The organism is Rhizobium sp. N122 (assembly GCF_002211295.1).
In the GTDB taxonomy this organism is placed as follows: domain Bacteria; phylum Pseudomonadota; class Alphaproteobacteria; order Rhizobiales; family Rhizobiaceae; genus Rhizobium.
The window spans coordinates 146,453-167,582 of sequence record NZ_LOKU01000001.1 but is presented as its reverse complement, the minus strand read 5'-3'; the positions used below and the strand labels follow the sequence as shown (position 1 = coordinate 167,582).

Here is a 21,130-nt window from a genome sequence, read left to right as displayed (position 1 = left end):
TTTCGGCGTCGCCGTCGCCGTCCTTACGCTCGTTGGAGCCGCCTGCGCCCACGAGATACGGCCTGCCTACCTCCAGATCGATGAGATAGCGGCAAACCGCTACAAGGTCGTTTGGCGGACGCCCATGCTATCGGGCATGCGCCTCCCGGTTATAATCAGGTTTTCGAATGATGTGCGCAACGTGACAATGCCGGCAGAACGTGATCTTCCGGATTCGCTCGTCGAAACGCGGGTGATCGAGACGGATGGCAATGGCCTCGCAGGCAAGCGGGTCGAATTCGTCGGTCTGCAGGCGACCATCACCGATGTACTGGTTCGCGTTCATCTGCAGGATGGCACCGTCGAGACGACGATGATCCATCCATCTCAGCCCTGGATCGACTTCGCCGCCACCCGCAGCCCACTTGCTGCGGCGAGAGCGTACTTCGTGAGCGGCATCCAGCACATTCTTCTCGGCATAGATCATCTGCTATTCGTCTTCGGGCTGCTCTTCATCGTCCGCTCGCGGTGGATGCTGGTGAAGACGATCACCGCTTTCACGGTCGCCCATTCCATCACTCTCGCGGTCGCGACGCTGGGAGAGATCGCTGTTCCGGCGCTGCCGCTCAATGCGGTGATTGCGCTGTCCATCCTGTTTCTCGGACCCGAGATCATCCGGGTATGGCGTGGACAGACAAGCTTTACCATCCGCCATCCATGGGTCGTCTCCTTTGCCTTCGGGCTCTTGCACGGCTTCGGATTTGCGAGCGGACTGACGGCGCTGGGCCTGCCGCAGGGCGATATCCCGTTTGCGCTACTGATGTTCAATCTTGGGGTCGAGGCCGGCCAGCTGGCATTCGTGGGACTGATCCTGTTGCTTACTGCCGCCTTGAAATCGATCGAGATCAGATTGCCGCGCGGCCTGCAACTGATGCCTGCCTATGTGGTCGGGATATTGGGCGCGTACTGGACCATTGATCGCATCGCAGCAATGTTGGGGGGAGCCGCATGAGAGACGGATCAATTCGGAATACCGGCCTTGTCGTCACAGCGCTTCTCCTTTCCGCGGGCGTTGCCGAGGCTCATGTCGGAACAGGAGGCGCATCGGGTCTGGCCGCCGGCTTCCTTCATCCCATCACCGGGCTCGATCACGTCGTGGCGATGATCGCGGTGGGTCTGTGGGGCGCGCAGTTGGGCAAACCGGCAATCTGGCTGCTTCCCATCGGCTTCCCCCTGGTCATGGCATTCGGCGGCCTCCTCGGCCTTCTCGGCCTGTCCCTATCAGGCGTTGAAATCGGCATAGCACTGTCTGGTATCCTGCTGGGGGCGGCCGTTCTGGCCGAAATCCGGCCGCCGCTCGTCGCTGCAGCGATCCTCGTCGGAGTATTCGCGATCTTCCACGGTTACGCACACGGTGCCGAATTGCCTCCCGGTGAAAACGCACTGTTCTTCAGCCTCGGCTTCGTGATCGCCACGGGACTGTTGCACGCGACCGGAATCATCATCGGACTGCTCTACCAGTGGCCGTGGGGCAAGATCACCGTCAGGGCCGCAGGGGGAGCGGTCGGCGCAGTCGGCGCACTCTTCTTGTGGAATGCACTCGCATGACAGAGGCTGGCGCTCCCGTGAGAAAACCCGTCCGCGCCGTAATGGCGTCCGCCGGAATTCTTGCTAGTCCGGCGGACGCCGGTGCTCATCTGGTCAATACCGGATTGGGACCTGTCTACGATGGCGTCGCGCATTTTGCGATGTCGCCGGAAGCCATTCTGCCCATCATCGCGCTTGGCATGTTGGCCGGACTTCGAGGGCTGGTCCATGCCCGGGCCTCTGTGGTGATCCTGCCGACCGCGTGGGTGGCATTCGGGTTCGTCGGGATGCTGCTCGGCCCGCTCGCCGACAATCCTGCCTACGAAAGTCTGCCCTTGCTCTTGCTGGGAGGACTAGCGGCGGTCGACATTCGAATGCCTGCCTGGTGTATGGCGTTGCTCGCGATATTGCTCGGCGCGTTTGAAGGGTACAAATTCGGCTCGGCTTACTTTGCCACCGGCGACGGTCCGGCTGCGGTCATCGGGTCAACTGGTCTTGTCTTCGTTTTGATCGCCCTCGTCTCGGCTGCCGTCCTAAAAGCGAAATGGAGTTGGATACGCATTGCGATGCGGGTGCTTGGCAGCTGGACGGCTGCGAGCGGCATGCTGCTTCTGGGGTGGGGGTTGCGTTGAGAGGCGTTGCCGCGTCGAGACTGTTTGTCACGGCAAGATACATTGCCAAGCGAGGAGTTTGGATCATGATGTTTTGCCATCGCCTGCTGTGAGGCGATGGACGCGGATGGATAAACCGGATGGAGAACGATGTTGGATTCGTAAAAAGCGTCTTTAAGGAGCGCGCCGATGTGATCGAGGAACTCGCCGCCCGCAGCGAGAGGTTCCGCGATCTCTGCGACGACTTCGCAACGGCAAACAACGAGAAACAGAAATGGGAGCAATCATCCGATCCGGAGCGAGATGAACGCGTCACTGAGTACCAGGAGCTTATAGACAGCATGCGGGTTGATATCGAACAGGATATTGGCAGGGCCGCAACCGTCCCGTTCAAACCGCCACGAAGATAACCCCACTGCGCATATCGATAGATGATCACTCCGGATCGATTGGATATGTGACATAAACGGCGGGCGGGACATCCGCAGTGCGAGCCGCGTCAGGACAAAGCCTTCAGCAGTCGATCCCGATGCCTTCTGATATAGTCGATGTCGCCGAGATACAGCCGGGCGTCTCCCGCAGCCACGTCCTCCGTGAAGGTCTCGTCTCCGGCCGAGGCGCTTGCCTGCATGAAGTCGACGAGCGCCTGAAGCCGCCGGCAGATCATCTCCGGGAGCTGGCGCCGTTCTTCTGCCGTCGTTCCATAGGCGTTGCAGAAGATTTCCGCTCGCCGCAGCTGCTCGTCGAGGCTTGATGTCACGTCGGGATGGGAGGGATCGGACAAGGGTGCCCAGCGGTAGACCGCATAGGCCAGATCCCAGAGGCGCGGGGCGGGATGGGCGGTGTCGAAATCGATGATGCCGACGGCCTCATGCTCTGCCGTGGCGACGTTGTACGGTGCATAATCTCCGTGGCAGACGATCTCGCGCGGTTCCTGCGGCGGCAACATCCATGTCTGGACCCCTTGATCCGTTGCCAGAAACCCTTCAGATGCCGAATGAAAATCCCGCAGAAGCCTGGCCGCAGACAGCAGCATGGTCTCCGAGCCGACAAATGGATCCGCCAAGTTTTCGCAGACGCGCCCGGCGACATAGCTGACGACCTCCTGGTTTCCCCCCGCGATGCCGATCGGCGCCGGCGCCGCCAGAAAGCCGCGGCTTCTCAGATGGCGCAAAAATCGATGCACGGTCGGCGTCCAGGCGCCTGACGGTCTGATGACGGTATCGCCGTCGTGCCAGATCTGCCCGGTTCGCCCGCCTTCCAACGGTTTCACGTCATCGCCTCCTACCTTTATGCGGATTTCCGTTTTTCGATGTGGGCCTGAACCGTGGCGCCAAGGTTGGTCTCATGGCAGTTCCGGTAGAAGGTCGCCGTATCCGCAGGCATCCCGTCGGGGATGGCGACGAAGTCTTCAAGCCGGAAACCGCTTGAACGGCTGAGCCGCCCATCGGCCAGCTGGCGTTCGCTCAACCCGTCGACACGATCGGCCAGGGCCTCGAAATAGGCGAGGTTCGCCTTCACCGTCGAAGGCGAAGATGTCTGGCCATGCGCGGGGATGATCAGCCGCGCGTCGAGACCGCGGATTCGCTGCAGCGACGACCGGATCAGACGAAGATCGCCGGCAGTTCTGCTCCAGACTTCCGGAATGGGATATTCCACAGCGTCGACGGCAAGGCAGATGCGCAGTTCGGGAATCCATACGGCGATATGGTCTGGCGTGTGCCCGGGTGTATGGATGAGTTCGAGCGTCAGATCGCCGCCGTTGAGGACCATCGCGCCGGAGAAGGTAATGTCGGGGCCAATGAGTTCGACATTCTGAAACCGCGATTCCTGGTTCATCTTGTCTTTGAGGAGTTGCTGCGCGGCGGGGTCGCGCAAACGATCGAGCGCTGCGGTATGCGCGATAATCGGAGCGCGCCCCGCAATGGCGGCATTTCCCCAGAAGTGATCCCAAACCATGTGCGAATTGATGACGATCAGCGGGCGGGCTGCAGCCTTTTCTTCGAGCAGATCCAGCGCCCTCAGGCATTGCTCTGGCGTTCCGAGCGTATCGATCAGGACGTTGAATCTCTCGGTCAAGACAAACACGGCATCGACTTCGTCGCCCGCCCGAGCGATTACGATCCGATCGTCAAGTTCGGGATAGGAGCATAATTCTACCGGTGCGTTCACGTCTGGTCGCCTCTATAGGAGTCGGAGTGCTTTCATTCACTACATCAAATCCTGCTCAGGTACCTGCCCTTTAAGGATGGTGTGGCTTCCGCTGTACGGGGACATGGACATCCCAATGGCTCATCACATCATTCGGCACGGCGGTTGCGCATATCACCATCACGCTGGGTTTCGAGCGGCCGAGGCTCTTCGGCGTCCATTGTGACCGGAGCGGGACCGCGCATCGGGGTACCAGCACCTTCGCGTTGGGCTCCAGCACCTCCCATGGCTGCTGCCCTTTGGTATTCTCCCGCTCGACGAAGTGCCTGGCCTCCTCGCGGATTTCGAACAGGCCGTGTTTGTACTCTGTGGAACGATCGGTCTCGATGCTCCAGGAGGTAAGGCACAGGACGCAGGTCGAAAGGGTTGCGGGCATGAGTATCGATCGAAGCATGGATGCGCTCTCAACAGCCAACTGACTCACCCTCCCTGGACAAGGGAGACTACTCGGATGCGGCTGGAATTCTCAAGGTCTCGTCGTCTCACGGGAAAGTTTTGAAGCTCGAAGAAGCGCGCCCCGTCGATCCGGCGCCGATGCGGCCGATGATTTCGTACAGCCGCGAATTGGCCGTGCCGGTGGAACAACAACCGCCAAAGGTAGTTTGCCTGAAAAGCAACTCGAGGCGGCGGCCGATGTCATTTTCTGCGAACGGGGGTGTGTTGAGCACCCCACCCCGGATCTATTATGTCAATCCGCTCCTTCTCCAGGGCATCGATGCATGGCGCGAGGTTTTCGACCATGCGGCGGATACCGGTTTCGATCATGTTCTGACGGCACCCCTCTTCGATCGGGGCGGGGAGCGCAGCGTGTTTGCTTCCCGGGATTTCGACCGCCTCGATCCTGACCTCTCGCTCGCAAGCGCGGTCGAGGATGGGGTGGCGCGCCTGGCGGAGGCTGGCCGCAAGAGCGGTGTCGCCTTAATGATGGACCTGATGCTCGACGGCAGGGCACGCGACGCCCAGGCGGGCTTTCGCCCTGTCGACCCGAGACGTTCGCCGCTGGACCCGGCGGAGCCGCTGACGGCGATGGGGGCGGAGCGGCAATCGCAGCTGTTGGCGGAATGGACCGAACGGCTGCAGCGGCTGAGCGGTCTTGGTCTCTTCGGCTACCGGATGCTTGGGATCGATCGCGTCGTACCGACACTTTTCAAATCCCTGATTGCGGCGGTGCGCGAAAAGACCGAGGCGCAATTCTTCGCCTGGACACCCGGCACCGATTTTGCGGTGAGGGGCGGGATCAAGGGAACAGGTTTCGACGGCTGTTTTTCGTCGATGGCCTGGTGGGATTTCGACGAGAGATGGTTCATCGACGAGCATCGCGTGCAGCAAGCGCTCGGTTGGCAAATCGCCTTTCCGGAGCCGCCATTCGCGCGGCGCATCGCGCACGGAACCGAGAGCCGCGAGATCCTCGAACGGCGCGCCGTCAGAGCCTTGCGTCTTGCCGCTTCGCTTGGCGGCGGCCTGATGGTTCCGATGGGTTTCGAATATGGCGCTGCCACGCCGCTCGATCCGACGCACGGGAACAGGTCGGGTCTTCGGGGACTGCGTCATGACCTCGCTTTCGATCTTTCTTCCGAAATCCGGCTTGCGAATACCGAGATCGGCAAGGTCGACCATGCGCCGGCCGCATCGCTGCGCCTGATCCGCAACGCCAATGGACCGGTCTCGGCACTGCTGCAGTCCGAGATCCAGGATCTGCGCAGCGCTGACAATGTGCGGTTTATCCTGCTGAACAGGGACCTTCGGAAAAGCGCACCGGCGCCGGTGACCGCACTTCGCGAAGCGGCCTCCGGTTTTCTTCCCTCTGCTGTCGACGGCGCCGCTCTGCGTCTGCGGGCAGGGGAGGCGCGGGTTATCGAAGGCAAGGCGCCGGCGCCGATCACCTCCAGACCCGCTCTGGAAATCGCGCAGGCGACGGCATCGCCGCGGCTCGCCATCGAAAACATCATGCCGCGCGTCGATGACGGGCGCTTCCCGGTCAAGCGGGTGGTCGGCGACATCGTCACCATCGAGGCCGACATATTCGCCGACGGCCACGATCCGATCGCCGCGGTCCTGCTCTGGCGTCCGCTCGATGCCATGGCGGACTGGAACGAGACGGAGATGCATCTGGTCGAAAACGACCGCTGGCGCGCCGAATTTCTGCTGGAGCGCACCGGGCGCTACGAGTTCGCCGTCGAAGCGTGGAAAAACCCGTTTGCGATCTTTCGCTACGAACTGACCAAGAAGAACGACGCCCGGCTGGATCTGAAGCTTGAGCTGCAGGAAGGACTGAACCTCGTCCGGTCGGCAAAGGCCTCGGCGCCTGCAGCGCTGGCCGCCGACTTGGACGCTCTAACCGACGGTCTCGAACACGCGTCGGATGCCGAGCGCACGGCGATCCTGCTCGATCCTCGGACGTCGGAATTGATGAACAAGACCGATCGGCGGCCGTTCCGGCTTCGCTCCACGGCAAGCGCCGTCGATGCGGAGCGCAAGGCCGCCGGCTTTGCCAGCTGGTACCAGATTTTCCCGCGCTCGCAGAGCGGCGATCCGGACCGGCATGGCACGTTCGACGACGTGATCGCGAGATTGCCTGCCATCCACGATATGGGTTTCGACGTGCTCTATTTCCCACCGATTCATCCGATCGGTTCGACCAACCGGAAAGGCCGCAACAACAGCCTGAAAGCCGGGCCTGACGATCCCGGAAGTCCCTATGCGATCGGCTCCGAGGAGGGCGGTCACGACGCCATCCATCCCGAGCTCGGCGAATTCGAGGATTTCCGGCGTCTGGTCGAGGCGGCAAGCCGGCATGGGCTGGAGATCGCCCTCGACCTCGCCATCCAGGCATCACCGGATCACCCCTGGCTGAAGGAGCATCCCGGCTGGTTCGACTGGCGGCCGGACGGCACGATCAAATATGCGGAAAACCCGCCGAAGAAATACGAGGACATCGTCAACGTCGATTTCTACACCAAGGACGCGCTGCCTTCACTATGGGTGGAGCTGAGAGACATCGTCCAGCTTTGGGTCGACCAGGGCGTCAAGCTGTTTCGCGTCGACAATCCGCACACCAAGCCCTTTCCGTTCTGGGAATGGCTGATCGGCGATATCCGGGCGCGTCATCCCGATGTCGTCTTCCTGTCGGAAGCCTTCACCAAGCCGAAGGTTATGTACCGGCTGGCGAAGATCGGCTTTTCCCAGTCCTATACCTATTTCACCTGGCGCAATGCCAAATGGGAACTCGAGCAATATATGCGCGAGCTGACGGAGACGGAGGCGAAGGAGTTCTTCCGCCCGCATTTCTTCGTCAACACCCATGATATCAATCCGGATTTCCTCCAGAACGCGCCGCGTCCCGCCTTCCTGATCCGCGCAGCCCTTGCCGCCACTCTCTCGGGCCTGTGGGGCGTCTATAACGGTTTCGAGCTTTGCGAGGGGCGACCGGATGCGAAGCGCAAGGAATATGCCGACAGCGAGAAATACGAGATCCGCGCCTGGGACTACGACCGGCCGGGCAACATCATCGCCGAGATCAGCATGCTCAACCGCATCCGGACCGAAAATACTGCGCTACATTCGCATCTCGGGCTGACGCTGCTGAACGCGCGCAATGACAATATCCTGTTCTTCGAAAAGGCAAGCCGTGCGCGTGACAACGTCCTGCTGATTGCCATCAGCCTCGACCCCCACAATTTCCAGCAAAGCGATGTCGAGCTGCCGCTCTGGCACTGGTCGCTCGGGGATGGCGGCACGCTGGATGCCGAAGATTTGATCGGCGGGCATCGTTTCAACTGGACCGGCAAATGGCAGAGCATCGGGCTCAATCCGCACGTTCTGCCCTATGCGATCTGGCGTATTCGCTCAGGGAGGCATGAATGGACACGATGAATGCCGATGGCTCGCACCAGCCGCTGCTGTGGTACAAGGATGCGATCATCTACCAGCTGCACATCAAGTCGTTCTACGACGCCAACGGCGACGGCGTCGGGGATTTTGCCGGCCTGCACGCCAAGCTCGATCATATCGCCGCCCTCGGCGTCAACGCCATCTGGCTGCTGCCTTTCTTTCCCTCGCCGCGCCGCGACGATGGCTATGACATTGCCGATTACGGCAATGTCAGCCCTGATTACGGGACGGTGGAGGATTTCCGCGCCTTCGTCGATGCCGCCCACCAGCGCAATATCCGTGTCATCATCGAGCTCGTCATCAATCATACCTCCGATCAGCATCCCTGGTTCCAGCGCGCGCGCCAGGCGCCGGCCGGATCGCCGGAGCGCGACTTCTATGTCTGGTCGGACACCGATCAGAAATTTCCGGAAACGCGCATCATTTTCATCGATACGGAAAAATCCAACTGGACGTGGGATGCGGTGGCTGGCGCCTACTACTGGCACCGCTTCTATTCCCACCAGCCCGACCTGAATTTCGACAGCCCGCTGGTCATGGAGGAACTGCTGAAGGTGATGCGGTTCTGGCTGGAAACCGGCATCGACGGTTTTCGTCTCGACGCGATCCCTTACCTGGTCGAGCGCGAGGGCACGATCAACGAGAACCTGCCGGAAACCCATGCGATCCTGAAGCGCATCCGTGCTGCTCTCGATGCCACCCATCCCGGCGTGATGCTGCTTGCCGAGGCCAATCAATGGCCGGAGGACACGCGCGAATATTTCGGCGAGGGCGATGAGTGCCACATGGCCTTCCACTTCCCGCTGATGCCGCGCATGTATATGGCAATTGCCAAGGAGGACCGCTTCCCAATCACCGATATCCTGCGGCAGACGCCGGAGATTCCCGAGAATTGCCAATGGGCGATCTTCCTGCGCAACCACGACGAGCTGACGCTCGAAATGGTGACCGACGCCGAGCGCGACTATCTCTGGGAAACTTATGCATCCGACAAGCGCGCCCGCATCAACCTCGGCATCAGGCGGCGCCTTGCGCCGTTGATGGAGCGCGACCGCAGACGGATCGAGCTGATGAATGCGCTGCTTCTCTCGATGCCCGGAACGCCGGTCATCTATTACGGCGACGAGATCGGCATGGGCGACAATATCTATCTCGGCGACCGGGATGGGGTGCGGACGCCGATGCAATGGTCTCCGGACCGCAATGGCGGTTTCTCCAGGGTAGACCCGGCGCGTCTCGTCCTGCCGCCGGTCGCCGACCCGCTTTACGGTTTCGAAGCGGTCAATGTCGAGGCGCAGAGCACGGACGCGCATTCGCTGCTCAACTGGACGCGCAAGATGCTGGCGTTGCGCGGCCGGCATCCGGCCTTCGGCCGTGGTTCGCTGCGGTTCCTCGCACCGGAGAACCGCAAGATCCTTGCTTATCTCAGGGAATATGACGGCGAGACCCTGATGTGCGTCGCCAACCTCTCGCGACTGCCACAGGCCGTCGAACTCGACCTCTCAGCCTTCGAAGGTCGTGTGCCGATCGAATTGACCGGCATGTCGCCCTTTCCGCCGATTGGGCAACTGACCTATCTGCTGACACTGCCGCCCTACGGATTTTTCTGGTTCCAGCTGGAAGCCGATGCCGACCCGCCGGCATGGCGCACCGCGCCGCCCGAGCAGCTTCCCGATCTGGTGACGATGGTCACCCGTCGCGGCCTGCTCGACCTTGTCGATGAACCCAAGCTTGCACGTGTCCTCAGCAATGAAATTCTGCCTGCTTATCTGGCGAAGCGGCGGTGGTTCGGGGCAAAGGACCAGCCGCTGCAGGCGGCGCGTCTGATCTCCGCAACGCCGATTCCGTTTGCCGACGGGATCGTCCTCGGCGAACTGGAGGCGGTGCTGCCGAACCATAGCGAATCCTACCAGCTGCCGCTGGCGGTCGCCTGGGACGATGCGCAACCATCGGTGCTGACCCAGCAGCTCGCGCTCGGACGGATCCGCCAGGGCCGGCGCGTCGGCTTCCTGACGGACGGATTTGCCGCTGAGGCGATGGCGCGCGGCATCCTGCGCGGGCTTGGCGACCGCTCCCGCATCACCGGCCGCACCGGCACGCTCGAATTTCTCGGCACGGAGCGGCTCGATCGTCTCGCGGTCACCGACGACCTTCCGGTCCATTGGCTTTCGGCCGAGCAATCCAACAGTTCGCTGATCGTCGGCGACCTCGCGATGATCAAGCTGATCCGGCACATCTTTCCCGGTATTCACCCGGAGGTCGAGATGACGCGCTATCTGACCCGCGCCGGCTATGACCACACTGCGCCCCTGCTCGGCGAGGTCGCGCATACGGACTCCAGTGGACGCCGCTCGACATTGATCATCGTCCAAGGCGCGATCCGCAATCAGGGCGACGCCTGGAACTGGATGCTGAACAATCTGCGCCGCGGGGCAGACGAACTCGTGCTGAACGACCCAGCCGTCCAGCCGGGCGACGACGTCTTCCAGCCGCTGATCAGCTTCGTCGCCATGGTCGGCCTGCGGCTCGGGGAACTGCATGTCGTGCTCGCCGGCGAGACCGCGGACGAAGCTTTCCGCCCGGTCGTTGCCGGCGACAGCGAAGTCGAGGCAATGAAGAAGGCGGTTGCCGGCGAGGTCGACTATGCGATGTCGAAACTATCCGAACGCGAGGAAAATGCCGATCCGGTGATCGACCTGCTCGCAGCGCCGTTGCTCAAGCGCCGCTCCGAACTCGTCGAACTCGGCGCGACGCTGGCTGAGGCCACACGCCATACGCTGATGACGCGTACACATGGCGATTTCCATCTTGGCCAGATCCTCGTCAGCGAAGGCGATGCCGTCATCATCGACTTCGAGGGCGAGCCTGCGAAAAACCTGGGCGAGCGCCGCGCCAAGACCAATCCGCTGCGCGATGTCGCCGGGCTTTTGCGATCACTGAGTTATCTCGTCGCCACCGCCAAGCTCGACAACGATGCCGTCATCGAACACGAGAACGAAGTCCGGCGCGAGGCCATCGCCCGCTTCGGACACCAGGCGGAAGAGGCGTTCCTCGATGCCTATTCACAGGCGGTTTCGGCATCGAAGGCGCTTGACATGCCAGCCGATCAACGACGGAGGGTCCTCGATGCCTTTCTTCTCGAAAAGGCCGCTTATGAAATCGCCTATGAAGCCCGCAACAGGCCGAAATGGCTTCCGATCCCGCTCTCCGGCCTCACCGAAATCGTATCGCGCCTGGCGGGGGTCGAGGCATGAATGTTGAGCGCACGGAACTTCTCGCCGGCATCGGACAGGATGCACTCTGGGCCCTGATCGAGGGACGCCACGGCGATCCTTTCTCGATCCTCGGCCCGCACGAAAGGGGCGGCATGACGATTGTGCGGGTCTATTTGCCCGGCGCCGAAGCCGTCGATCTCATCGAGGCTGGGAGTGAACGGGTGGTGACGCCCTTCAGTATCGCCCATCCCGCCGGCCTGTTTGCGGCGGCAACCGGTTTGAGGACCGGATACCGGCTAAAGATCACATGGCCGGATGCGGTGCAGATCACCGAGGATCCCTATAGTTTCGGCCTGCTGCTCGGTGAGCTCGACCTTCATTTAATATCGGAGGGCACGCATTACAGTCTGAGCCGCACGCTTGGCGCGGTGGCGATGTCGATCGACGGCATATCAGGCGTTCGTTTCGCGGTATGGGCGCCGAATGCCCGCCGCGTCTCGGTCGTCGGCGACTTCAATGCATGGGATGGGCGGCGAAATCCGATGCGGCTGCGGCAGTCGGCGGGCGTCTGGGAGCTGTTCATTCCCCGGTTGGCGCCCGGCGAAAGATACAAGTTCGAAATCGTCGACGCCGAGGGAACCTGCCTGCCACAAAAGGCCGATCCGGTGGCGAGGGCGAGCGAAGCCGCCCCATCCACGGCCTCGATCGTTGCATCGTCGACGCCGTTTCAATGGAGCGACGACGGCTGGATGAGGGACCGCTCCCGCCAGGAAAGGCTGGAAGGCGCGATGTCAGTCTATGAAGTGCACGCCGGCTCCTGGTTGCGCGACGGGCGGGACGGCAACAGATATCTCGACTGGGTCGAGCTCAGCCAGCGGCTCGTTCCCTATGCCAGCGACATGGGATTCACCCATATCGAACTGCTGCCGATCATGGAGCATCCGTTCGGCGGTTCCTGGGGCTATCAGCCGCTCGGCTTGTTTGCCCCGACCGGCCGCTACGGCACGCCGGAGGATTTCGCCTATTTCGTCGATCGCTGCCATAGCGCCGGGCTCGGCGTCATCCTCGACTGGGTGCCGGCTCACTTCCCCACGGATGTCTGGGGTCTTGCCCGCTTCGACGGCAGCGCGCTCTACGAACACGAGGACCCGCGTGAAGGCTTTCACCGGGACTGGAACACGCTTATCTACAATCTCGGCCGCAACGAGGTCAAAGGCTTCCTTATTGCCAGCGCGCTCGAATGGCTCGAGCGCTACCATGTCGACGGCTTGCGCGTCGACGCCGTGGCCTCGATGCTTTACCGCGACTACAGCCGCAACGAAGGCGAGTGGGTTCCCAACCAATATGGCGGCCGCGAAAATCTGGAAGCGGTGGAATTCTTCAAGCATCTGAACAGCATCATCCACGAGCGCTGCCCGCATGCCATGACCATAGCCGAGGAATCGACGGCCTGGCCCGGCGTTACCAAGCCGCCCGAGCAGGGCGGCCTCGGTTTCGACATCAAATGGAACATGGGCTGGATGCACGACAGCCTCAGTTATATCGAGAAGGATCCGGTCTACCGCAGCTATCACCACGGCACGATGACCTTCGGCATGATCTATGCCTATTCCGAGCGGTTCATGCTGCCGATTTCCCATGACGAGGTGGTCTACGGGAAAGGCTCGCTGCTGACGAAGATGCCGGGCGACGAATGGCAGAAATTCGCCAATCTGCGCAGCTACCTCGCTTTCATGTGGGGCCATCCCGGCAAGAAGCTGTTATTCATGGGAAGCGAGGTGGCCCAGCCGGGCGAATGGAACCACGACGCTTCGGTGAGCTGGGATGTGCTGGACCGGCCGGCGCATGTAGGCATTCAGCGCCTGGTGAAGGATCTGAATGCGTTTTATAGCGACGAGCCGGCGTTGCAATTTGGCGATTTTCATCCTGAAGGCTTCGAATGGGCGGCTGCCGATGACGCCGTCAATTCCGTTCTTGGCATGCTTCGTTATGCCAGGGACCGCTCTTCATCCGTCCTCGTCGTATCGAATTTCACGCCGGTGCCGCGTTACGGCTACAGGATCGGCGTGCCTGATGATGGCGTATGGATCGAGCGGATCACGACCGATGCACGCGAATATGGCGGCTCCGGTCTGGTCAACGGCGCGCTGTCCAGCGAACCCATACCTGCCCATGGTCGGCCGTTCTCCTTGTCGTTGACGGTGCCGCCGCTGGCGACGGTCTTTCTCGAGGGACCGTCGCGTTGATGGGATTCATCAGGCGTGCGGCGCCGGATGAATGAAAGGCCAGGGGCTTGCCTCGGATCCTTTTTCGATCGGAACCTCGATGAGCACGGGTTTATCGAGCGAAAGGGCTTTCTCGATCGTCTCTCTCAGTTCACTGGGGCTCGTCACCTTGAATGACCGGACGCCGAAGCTTTTCCCGAGAGCGACAAAATCAGGATTGGTGAGGTCCGAGCCGAGATAGCGGCCGTCATATGCCTGCTTCTGGTCGCGCAGGACGTTGCCATAGGACGAATTGTTGAAGACGATAGCGACGACATTGATCTTGTGCTGGACGGCGGTTGCGAGCTCCTGCACGCCGAACATGAAGCCGCCATCGCCTGAGACGGAGATCACGGCTTTGTCGGGATTGGCGACCTTTACCCCCAGGGCTGTGTTGAAGCCAAACCCCAGATTGTCCTGATAACCGCATGTCACGTATTGACGCGGGCCATAGACCGGGAAGGCAAAGCGGGCGGTAAAGCCCATCTGGCTGACCTCCTCGACGAAGAGGCCATCCCTTGGAAGAGCTTGACGAATGGCATCGAGATAGGCGAGCTGCGGCTGCACTTCTGAGAAACGAGATCTGGCCGCTTCGTTGAACGCGGCGAATTCGCGCGTGCGGTCCTCGCGGCTGGCGCCTGCCAGCGCATCGAGCAGCGCCCGTGTTCCGGTCTTGGCATCGGCGACGATGCCGACATCTGGCTTGAGACGGACCATCTCGGTCGGATCGATATCGATGCGAATGACCTTGAGCCCCTTGGGAAGCCACTTCCATCGCATGAACTGCAATTCGAGCCGGCTGCCTATGCCGATCAGAACGTCGGTGTTCTTCCAGTATTCATAGGCGGCGACAAAATTCAGATAGTTCGGGTGGTCGTCAGCGACGACGCCCTTGCCAGAGCGATGGGAGGTGACGGGCGACTGCAGCAGTTCCGCAAGAGCGGCGATCTCCGCGCCGGCATCCGCCGCACCGCCGCCAACCATGATCATCGGGTTGCTGGCACCCGATATCAGCGCCGCCGCGGCAGCGATCTGATCGGAGTTGACGGTTGGGTGAGGGGCTTTCGTGCCGACGGGAATGTCGACTTCGGGGCCGGATTGGCCAAACACGTCCCATGGGGCTTCGACCGCTCCTGGACCCTGGCGGCCGGACAGCATTTTACTGACGACCTCGGCCATCACGGGGCCAGCCTCGGACGGATGATTGATGCGTTCCGCGGTCTTGGTAAGCCCGCGCATCGTCGCGAGCTGATCGGGCAATTCGTGCAGCTGTCCTCTGCCCTGGCCGATCAAATGGGACATGATGTTGCCGGTGATACACAGCACCGGCGCGTTGGCGCCGTAAGCCGTGCAAAGAGCCGCGCCGGAATTGAGCACGCCGGGGCCGGGGACAACGGTATAAGCCCCGATCCTGCCGGTGGATTTGGCGTAGCCGTAAGCCATATACCCGGCGCCCTGTTCGTGCCTTGTGTGAACGAAGCGAACCTTGTCACGGGCGCCGTAAAGGGCATCGTTGAAATCGTACATGTGGGCGCCCGGGATGCCGAACACCGTGTCGATCCCATGGGCGACGAGCGAACGGGTTATCGCCTGGCCGGTTGTTTCCTTCTTGCTCATTTCAAGCAGCCTTCAGCGCGAAGCGCGGCGACGATGGCGCCGGCATCGGCAGGCTGCATGCCCGCAAGGTTCATCCGCCCGGAATCGGCCATGTAGATGCCGTGCCTGGCGCGCAACGCCACCGCTGTTTCTCTCGACATGGAGAGATTGGAGAACAGGCCGCGCTGCCGGCTGATAAAGGCCAGATCGGGGGCTGCGGCGGTGAGCGCGGCACGATTGCCGTTGACACGTTCGCACATCTCTTCGAGCTCGGCGCGCCACATGGCCGACATTTCGGGGCTCTCGAGAATGGTCCTGACGATTGCAGCGCCATGATCGGGCGGCATCGACCAGTTCACGCGGGCGAGCGCGGCCATATTGCTTTCGGCCTTGCCGATGTCGTCGACATTGCGGGTCATGACGTAGAGCGCGCCGACACGCTCGCGATAGAGACCGAAATTCTTGTCGCAGGAATAGGCGATCAGCGCCTCGTCGACCGCATCGAGGATCATCCGCGTCGGTGCGGCGTCCTGTTCGAGGCCGTCACCGAGCCCTTGATAGGCAAGATCGATGAATGGCACCAGCCTGTGCGCAACGAGCAATTCGGTAATTTCTAGCCACTGCTCCATGGTGAAATCGATGCCGGTCGGATTGTGGCAGCACCCGTGGAGGAGAACGACGTCGCCTTCCCCAGCAGAAGACAAGGCCTTGACGACACTGTCGAATTTGACCTGCTGCAACGCCAGGTCGACGAAGGCGTAGTCCTTTACGGCCAGGCGCGCCGAGGCAAAGATCGGCGCGTGGTTCGGCCAACTCGGCGTTCCCAACAGAACCTTAGCGGATGGATTGGCCGTCTGGATGAGCTCGGCCCCGAGACGCAGCGCGCCGCTGCCGCCCGGCGTCTGAATGCCGACAAGGCGGTGACCGAATGTCGGCGATTTGCCGAAAATGATGGGCTGCAGCAGGCGGACGAATTGCAGATCGCCTTCCGGGCCGAGATACTTCTTGCTGTCCTGGGTCTCGAGAAGAGACTGCTCCGCCGCCTTGACGGCGCGCATCACCGGGGTGCGGCCCATGGCATCGCGATAAACGCCGACGCCGAGGTCGATCTTTCCGGTGCGCTCGTCAGCCTGAAAGGCCTTGATGAGGGCAAGCAGGCTGTCGGCCGGCCGGCTGTTCAGTTTCTCAAACACAAGTCCACCTCCGTTTCCAGGTTCTATCCGGAGACTAGCTGAACTCTTGCGGCGAATTTCTGCGATTATCTGCCTATTACGGCGCATCGATGCAGACATTCGGCATCATTCGGTTATTCTATGCGGAAATTCTCCTTCTCTGTGGGGTGGGTCATGCTTGACCAGTTCGATATCAAATTGCTCGCCGCCCTCCAGCAAAACAGTGAGGTGACGCAGGGTGAGTTGTCGCAGAAGGTCAATCTCTCCGCGACCCAGTGCGCACGCCGTTTGGAAAGGCTGCGCAATGAGGAGTACATCCAAAGCGTCGTCGCCATTCTCAATCCGGTAAAACTGGGTTTTGCCGTTGTCGCTCATACGCTTGTCAGCTTGCGCGCGCATACGGAGAGTGGAAACGAGCGGCTTCATCGCTTCATCGAAACCGCGCCTGAGATCCTGGAATGCTATTCGCAGACGGGCGACGCCGATTTCCTGATGAAGGTGATGACGCGTGATCTCGACCATCTCAGCCAGTTTCTCGAACGAATGATCCGGGTCACCGACAATCTGGCCTCGGTCAAGTCCAGCATCGTCCTGAAGACGATCAAGAAGACCACCGCTCTGCCGCTGCAGATCGTGACATGAGAGCGTCACTAGGTGTGTAGTCCCTGAGTGTGATGGGGCATCATTGATCCTGAGTCGTCAGGAAGAGGATGCATTATGGGAGGTATTCTTCACGGCAGCGCATGGAAGTTGCCGCAGCAAGCAGGGCGACACGCATACCGAACTTGCCAAAGCCTACCAAGACCCGATAGCGACGAAGTCATGATCTCTGCGTATTGATACCGGGAGAACTCTCAAATGGTATTCGAGTGGCGGCTTTTTGGGCTCGCTCTGATCGTGGCTGTGCTTTCCTGGCCGGCGTGGATCGCTTGGCAGTGGCATGCCGAACATCAGATCTACGCCGACCCAGAAAATCCCGCGCTGACCATCACACCTCAGCACATCGAGGCATTGCGGAAACTGCAGTTTGCGTGGAACACTTCGATCGAAAGCGGGGGACCTGTTGTCAATCCGCTCGCTCCATATGGCAGCGACGATGTGGCCGCTGACCTCGGCCCGATCATCGGCACGAGTGATCGAATTGCTATCGCCCGATTTCACCGCGAGGTCTCGACGCTGCTGACTTGGGCTCTTGCGAATTGCGGGCTAGCGGAAGGACAATATCACCTCGACCATCTCGATAATGCGACGATGCAACGCCGGCTTCGGAACGATCTCGCTGGATTGCCGGGCGCACGGATTAGTTCATATCTCGCAGAAATGCCACGGCTTGAGCCAGATGGTTATTTTCAATTCACCCGCCAGCATCTCCAACTCCTGCACCACCTGAGATTCGAGTGGCCGGACAGCCAGATCATCTCGATCGTCGCCGGTGAAGGCTATCCCGCGCCAGTGGTCAATTTCAAGCGCCCGTTCGGCGACATGAGCGCGTTTGAAATCGATATGGCCGCGATTCTGGGCCAGCCTCACCCCGTTCCCGACCATGTTGATCCAGCACTGAATCGTTACTATTGGGAAATGTGGCCAGCACTGCAGGTATTCGTGCAGAACGTTCGCCTAGACGCGGCAAAGTCGACCTGCGTGGACAAATGAACCCACAATATGCGTCGTTATTAGCTATGATGGCGACACCGCCGTCTAGCAGGCTGCTGAAAAACCGGCTGGCTTTTGGGCCGCCCCGGCCTAAAATCATCCTGTTCTAGCCGTTCTCACTTGAGATAGTGGATGTGCGGGCGCGAATGATAGGGCGAGGCTTCGATGCGGGCCTCGACGGAAAAGACCTCGCGCAGAAGGTTTTCGTTCAGCACGTCCTCAGGTGCGCCCGAGGCGACGATTCTGCCTTGCTGCATGATGATCAGCTCGTCGCAGAACATGGCGGCATGGTTGAGATCATGTAGGGCGACGATGCTGGTGATCGGCAGGCCGGAGACGAGCCGCATCAGGCCGATCTGATGCTGGATGTCGAGATGGTTTGTCGGCTCGTCGAGGATCAGCTCCTGCGGCGATTGGGCAAGCGCCCTGGCGATATGGGTGCGCTGCTTTTCGCCGCCCGACAGGCTCTGCCAGCGATCGTCGCGCTTCTGCGCCATGCCGGCGCGCGTGAGCGCTGCCTCGACCGCCTCTTCGTCAGCCTTCGTCCAGCCGGAGAAGATTGAGCGGTGCGGGAAACGGCCGAGCTTGACAACGTCGACGACCTTCAGATTGGCATTGGTCGTCGCATGCTGCTCGACGAAGGCGATGCGCCGGGCAATCGAGCGGCGGCTGATCTTGCCGATATCGCTCCGGTCGAGCATAACGCGGCCGGAATGCGGCCGCTTCAGGCCGGCGAGAAGCCGCAGCAGCGAGGTCTTGCCGGAGCCGTTCGGTCCGAGCAGGCCGAGCATCCGGCCCGGCCGCGCCTCCATTGAAACGCCGTCCAGGATGGTCTTCCTGCCAATTTTCCAGGTGAGGTTGTCGGCCTTGATGCTCATGACGCTCGCTGGAACCGGTAGAGGATGATCGAGAAGAAGGGAACGCCCACGAGCGCCGTGACGACGCCGATCGGCAGGATCTGGCCAGGAATGAGGGCGCGGGCTGCGATATCGGCGAGCACCATGAAGATCGCTCCCGCAATGGCGCAGGCCGGCAGCAGGCGGATATGCAGCGGCCCGACGACGAAGCGCGCGACATGCGGCACGACGAGGCCGACGAAGCCGATCGAACCGACCATGCTGACGATCGTCGCCGTCATCATCGCCGTCAGCGCGAAGAGCACCATGCGGGCGCGGCCGACATTGACACCGAGCGAGGATGCCGCCTCGTCGCCGAAAGCGAAGGCGTCGAGCACGCGGGCGTAAAACAGACAGGCGGCAAGGCCGATACCGACGATGATCGAGACCAGCGCGAATTCCGGCCAGCGCACGCCGCTGAAACTGCCGAGCAGCCAGAACATGACGTCGCGGGCCTGCTGGGCATTGGCCGAGGTGGTGACGATATAGGAGGTCGAGGCGTTGAAGAGCTGCGATGCGGCGACGCCGGCAAGGATGGTGCGGTCGGCGCCGCCGCGGGTGCCGTTCGAGAGCAGCGCCACGAAGAAAAAGGCGGCGAAGGCGCCGGCAAAGGCCCCCGCCGACAGCGATACCGCGCCCGCGCCGAGCCCCAGGATGACGATCGCCACGGCGCCCGTGGAGGCGCCGGCGGAGATGCCGAGCACATAGGGCTCGGCCAACGGGTTGCGCAGCAGCGACTGCATGATGGCGCCTGACAGCGCCAGTCCCGCGCCGCAGAAAGCGGCGACGAGCGCGCGGCTCAGGCGATAATCCCAGATCACCGTCTCATGGATGCGGTTCAGCTCGACCGCGGTCCATCCGAGCCGATTGGTGACGGCCGAAAACGTGGTTGCAAGCGGAATCGGCAAGTCGCCGATCCCGACGCTGATGCCGACAGCGACAGCGATGAGGCAGAGGGAGGCGAGCAGCAGCGCGGTGACCGCTCCCAACTGCCGGAAGAGACGGCCTGCGTCCGTCACTTCAAAAGACCGAGAGACTTCAGCTGCTCAGCCACCTGCTCGGCGCCGTAGATCGTGCGGATGGTCGGGTTCATCGCCTGGCCGTCCATGACGACGAGCGCCTTGTTCTTGACGGCCGGAGTCTGGCTGACGGCCGGATCGGTGTTCAGGAAGTTGATCTTGGCCTCAGGCTTGTCGAGCTCCCAGCGGTTGCGGTCGAGGCTGGCGACGACGATAACGTCGGGATTGGAGGCGATGATGCCTTCCCAGCCGATGGTCGGCCATTCCGCTTCGGCTGATATCGCATTGTGTCCGCCGAGCAGGTCGGCGATGAACCCGGAGGCGCTGTTTTTGCCGCCGACATAGGCATCGGCCGACGGGCTGGGGCTGGAGAACCAGAAAACGTAGGAAAGGTTCTTGCCGTCCTTGGCAACGCTCCCGCGAAGCTTGGCTTCGCGTGCCTTGAAGTCGGCGATCAGCGCCTGGCCGCGATCGGCGACGTCGAAGATTTGCGAAAGTTCGTCGATCTCCCTGTAGAGGAGATCCATGTTCCACAGCTCGGCGCGGCTGCCGTATTGGTCCTTGACGTCCTTGGTGCTGAGGCAGGTGCTGGGGGAAAGGTAGGTCGCCACGCCGACCTTGTCGAAGTCCTCGCGTTTGGCGACCTTGCTGTTCGGCCCGACCAGGCTCGGCAGCGCGGCGGCGACGAAATCGGGATTTTCGGCGAGGATCGATTCGAAGGTCGGCATCTCGACGGTGAGAAGCTTGACCTTGGCATTGGCTTCGGCGAGCTGCGGCAGCACCTTGCTCGGCCAGAAGGCGGTGCCGACCATCTTGCCCTCAAGGCCCAGCAGCAGCAGGATCTCGGCGCTGTTCTGGCCGAGACCGATCGCCCGCTCCGGCGCCTTCTTGAAGGTCACCTCGGCGCCGCAATTTTCGAGCGTCAGCGGGTAGGCCGTCGAACCCGCCAGCGTGGGAGTTGCGGCAAGGCCGATCAGGGCGGAGAGGCCGCAGGCGGCCAGAAGCGATTTGAGGTCGGTCACGAAGAAATCCCCGG

Annotated in this window: 17 protein-coding genes; 9 read left to right on the top strand and 8 right to left on the bottom strand. The window is 61.6% G+C overall.

Going from position 1 to position 21,130, the window contains the following annotated elements; genetic code table 11:
- The first annotated feature begins 187 nt into the window (after positions 1 to 187).
- From ATY75_RS00750 to ATY75_RS00735, 4 genes are all read left to right on the top strand, one after another.
- Positions 188 to 991, top strand: a complete 804-nt coding sequence (locus ATY75_RS00750; protein WP_245317518.1) for a HupE/UreJ family protein — start codon at positions 188 to 190, stop codon at positions 989 to 991.
- Entirely contained in the window at positions 988 to 1,587 is a 600-nt protein-coding gene (locus ATY75_RS00745; RefSeq protein WP_088936054.1) for a HupE/UreJ family protein, read from the top strand. The genes ATY75_RS00750 and ATY75_RS00745 overlap by 4 nt, the downstream gene beginning before the upstream one ends.
- Positions 1,584 to 2,198 (top strand): HupE/UreJ family protein, encoded by a 615-nt coding sequence (locus ATY75_RS00740; protein WP_088936053.1) that lies wholly within the window; start codon positions 1,584 to 1,586, stop codon positions 2,196 to 2,198. Before ATY75_RS00745 ends, ATY75_RS00740 begins: the two co-directional genes overlap by 4 nt.
- Before the next feature lie 119 nt (positions 2,199 to 2,317).
- Positions 2,318 to 2,587 (top strand): hypothetical protein, encoded by a 270-nt coding sequence (locus ATY75_RS00735; RefSeq protein WP_088936052.1) that lies wholly within the window; start codon positions 2,318 to 2,320, stop codon positions 2,585 to 2,587.
- Between the two features lie 89 nt (positions 2,588 to 2,676).
- Here the strand turns inward: ATY75_RS00735 and ATY75_RS00730 are convergent, their stop codons facing one another.
- From ATY75_RS00730 to ATY75_RS34970, 3 genes are all read right to left on the bottom strand, one after another.
- Complete coding sequence (locus ATY75_RS00730) at positions 2,677 to 3,450, bottom strand: aminoglycoside phosphotransferase family protein (RefSeq protein ID WP_088936051.1); 774 nt, start codon at positions 3,448 to 3,450, stop codon at positions 2,677 to 2,679.
- 17 nt (positions 3,451 to 3,467) lie between these two features.
- Complete coding sequence (locus ATY75_RS00725; protein WP_088936050.1) at positions 3,468 to 4,349, bottom strand: MBL fold metallo-hydrolase; 882 nt, start codon at positions 4,347 to 4,349, stop codon at positions 3,468 to 3,470.
- Positions 4,350 to 4,419: 70 nt separating this feature from the next.
- On the bottom strand, positions 4,420 to 4,782 hold the full coding sequence (locus tag ATY75_RS34970; RefSeq protein ID WP_088936049.1) for a hypothetical protein: 363 nt from the start codon (positions 4,780 to 4,782) through the stop codon (positions 4,420 to 4,422).
- 239 nt (positions 4,783 to 5,021) lie between these two features.
- On the opposite strand from ATY75_RS34970, the gene ATY75_RS00715 reads away from it, so the two are divergent.
- The 3 genes from ATY75_RS00715 to glgB are packed head-to-tail and all read left to right on the top strand — an operon-like array spanning position 5,022 to position 13,740.
- Positions 5,022 to 8,261, top strand: coding sequence for an alpha-1,4-glucan--maltose-1-phosphate maltosyltransferase (locus ATY75_RS00715; RefSeq protein WP_088936239.1), 3,240 nt, complete (start codon positions 5,022 to 5,024; stop codon positions 8,259 to 8,261).
- On the top strand, positions 8,249 to 11,533 hold the full coding sequence (gene treS / locus ATY75_RS00710; RefSeq protein ID WP_088936048.1) for a maltose alpha-D-glucosyltransferase: 3,285 nt from the start codon (positions 8,249 to 8,251) through the stop codon (positions 11,531 to 11,533). Before ATY75_RS00715 ends, treS begins: the two co-directional genes overlap by 13 nt.
- Positions 11,530 to 13,740, top strand: a complete 2,211-nt coding sequence (gene glgB / locus ATY75_RS00705) for a 1,4-alpha-glucan branching protein GlgB (protein ID WP_088936047.1) — start codon at positions 11,530 to 11,532, stop codon at positions 13,738 to 13,740. Before treS ends, glgB begins: the two co-directional genes overlap by 4 nt.
- Positions 13,741 to 13,749: 9 nt before the next feature.
- On the opposite strand, the gene ATY75_RS00700 is transcribed toward glgB, so the two are convergent.
- Both ATY75_RS00700 and ATY75_RS00695 read right to left on the bottom strand, forming a co-directional pair.
- Positions 13,750 to 15,375 carry a thiamine pyrophosphate-dependent enzyme gene (locus tag ATY75_RS00700; protein ID WP_088936046.1) on the bottom strand — a complete coding sequence of 542 codons (1,626 nt, stop codon included), beginning with the start codon at positions 15,373 to 15,375 and terminating at the stop codon, positions 13,750 to 13,752.
- Positions 15,372 to 16,547, bottom strand: a complete 1,176-nt coding sequence (locus tag ATY75_RS00695; protein WP_088936045.1) for an amino acid aminotransferase — start codon at positions 16,545 to 16,547, stop codon at positions 15,372 to 15,374. The genes ATY75_RS00700 and ATY75_RS00695 overlap by 4 nt, the downstream gene beginning before the upstream one ends.
- 153 nt (positions 16,548 to 16,700) lie before the next feature.
- Here ATY75_RS00695 and ATY75_RS00690 point away from each other — a divergent pair, with 153 nt between their 5' ends.
- A complete protein-coding gene (locus ATY75_RS00690; protein WP_064844320.1) occupies positions 16,701 to 17,168 on the top strand; it encodes an Lrp/AsnC family transcriptional regulator in 468 nt (155 codons plus the stop codon).
- 216 nt (positions 17,169 to 17,384) lie between these two features.
- Entirely contained in the window at positions 17,385 to 18,179 is a 795-nt protein-coding gene (locus ATY75_RS00685; protein ID WP_088936044.1) for a hypothetical protein, read from the top strand.
- Between the two features lie 116 nt (positions 18,180 to 18,295).
- Here the strand turns inward: ATY75_RS00685 and ATY75_RS00680 are convergent, their stop codons facing one another.
- Genes ATY75_RS00680 through ATY75_RS00670 form a run of 3 tightly spaced genes read right to left on the bottom strand, consistent with a single transcriptional unit; the run spans position 18,296 to position 21,116 of the window.
- The gene (locus ATY75_RS00680) at positions 18,296 to 19,057 is read right to left on the bottom strand and encodes an ABC transporter ATP-binding protein (protein ID WP_088936043.1); all 762 of its coding nucleotides are present in this window, start codon (positions 19,055 to 19,057) and stop codon (positions 18,296 to 18,298) included.
- Complete coding sequence (locus ATY75_RS00675) at positions 19,054 to 20,094, bottom strand: iron ABC transporter permease (protein WP_088936042.1); 1,041 nt, start codon at positions 20,092 to 20,094, stop codon at positions 19,054 to 19,056. Before ATY75_RS00675 ends, ATY75_RS00680 begins: the two co-directional genes overlap by 4 nt.
- Positions 20,091 to 21,116 carry an ABC transporter substrate-binding protein gene (locus ATY75_RS00670; protein WP_088936041.1) on the bottom strand — a complete coding sequence of 342 codons (1,026 nt, stop codon included), beginning with the start codon at positions 21,114 to 21,116 and terminating at the stop codon, positions 20,091 to 20,093. The genes ATY75_RS00675 and ATY75_RS00670 overlap by 4 nt, the downstream gene beginning before the upstream one ends.
- Positions 21,117 to 21,130: the final 14 nt, after the last annotated feature.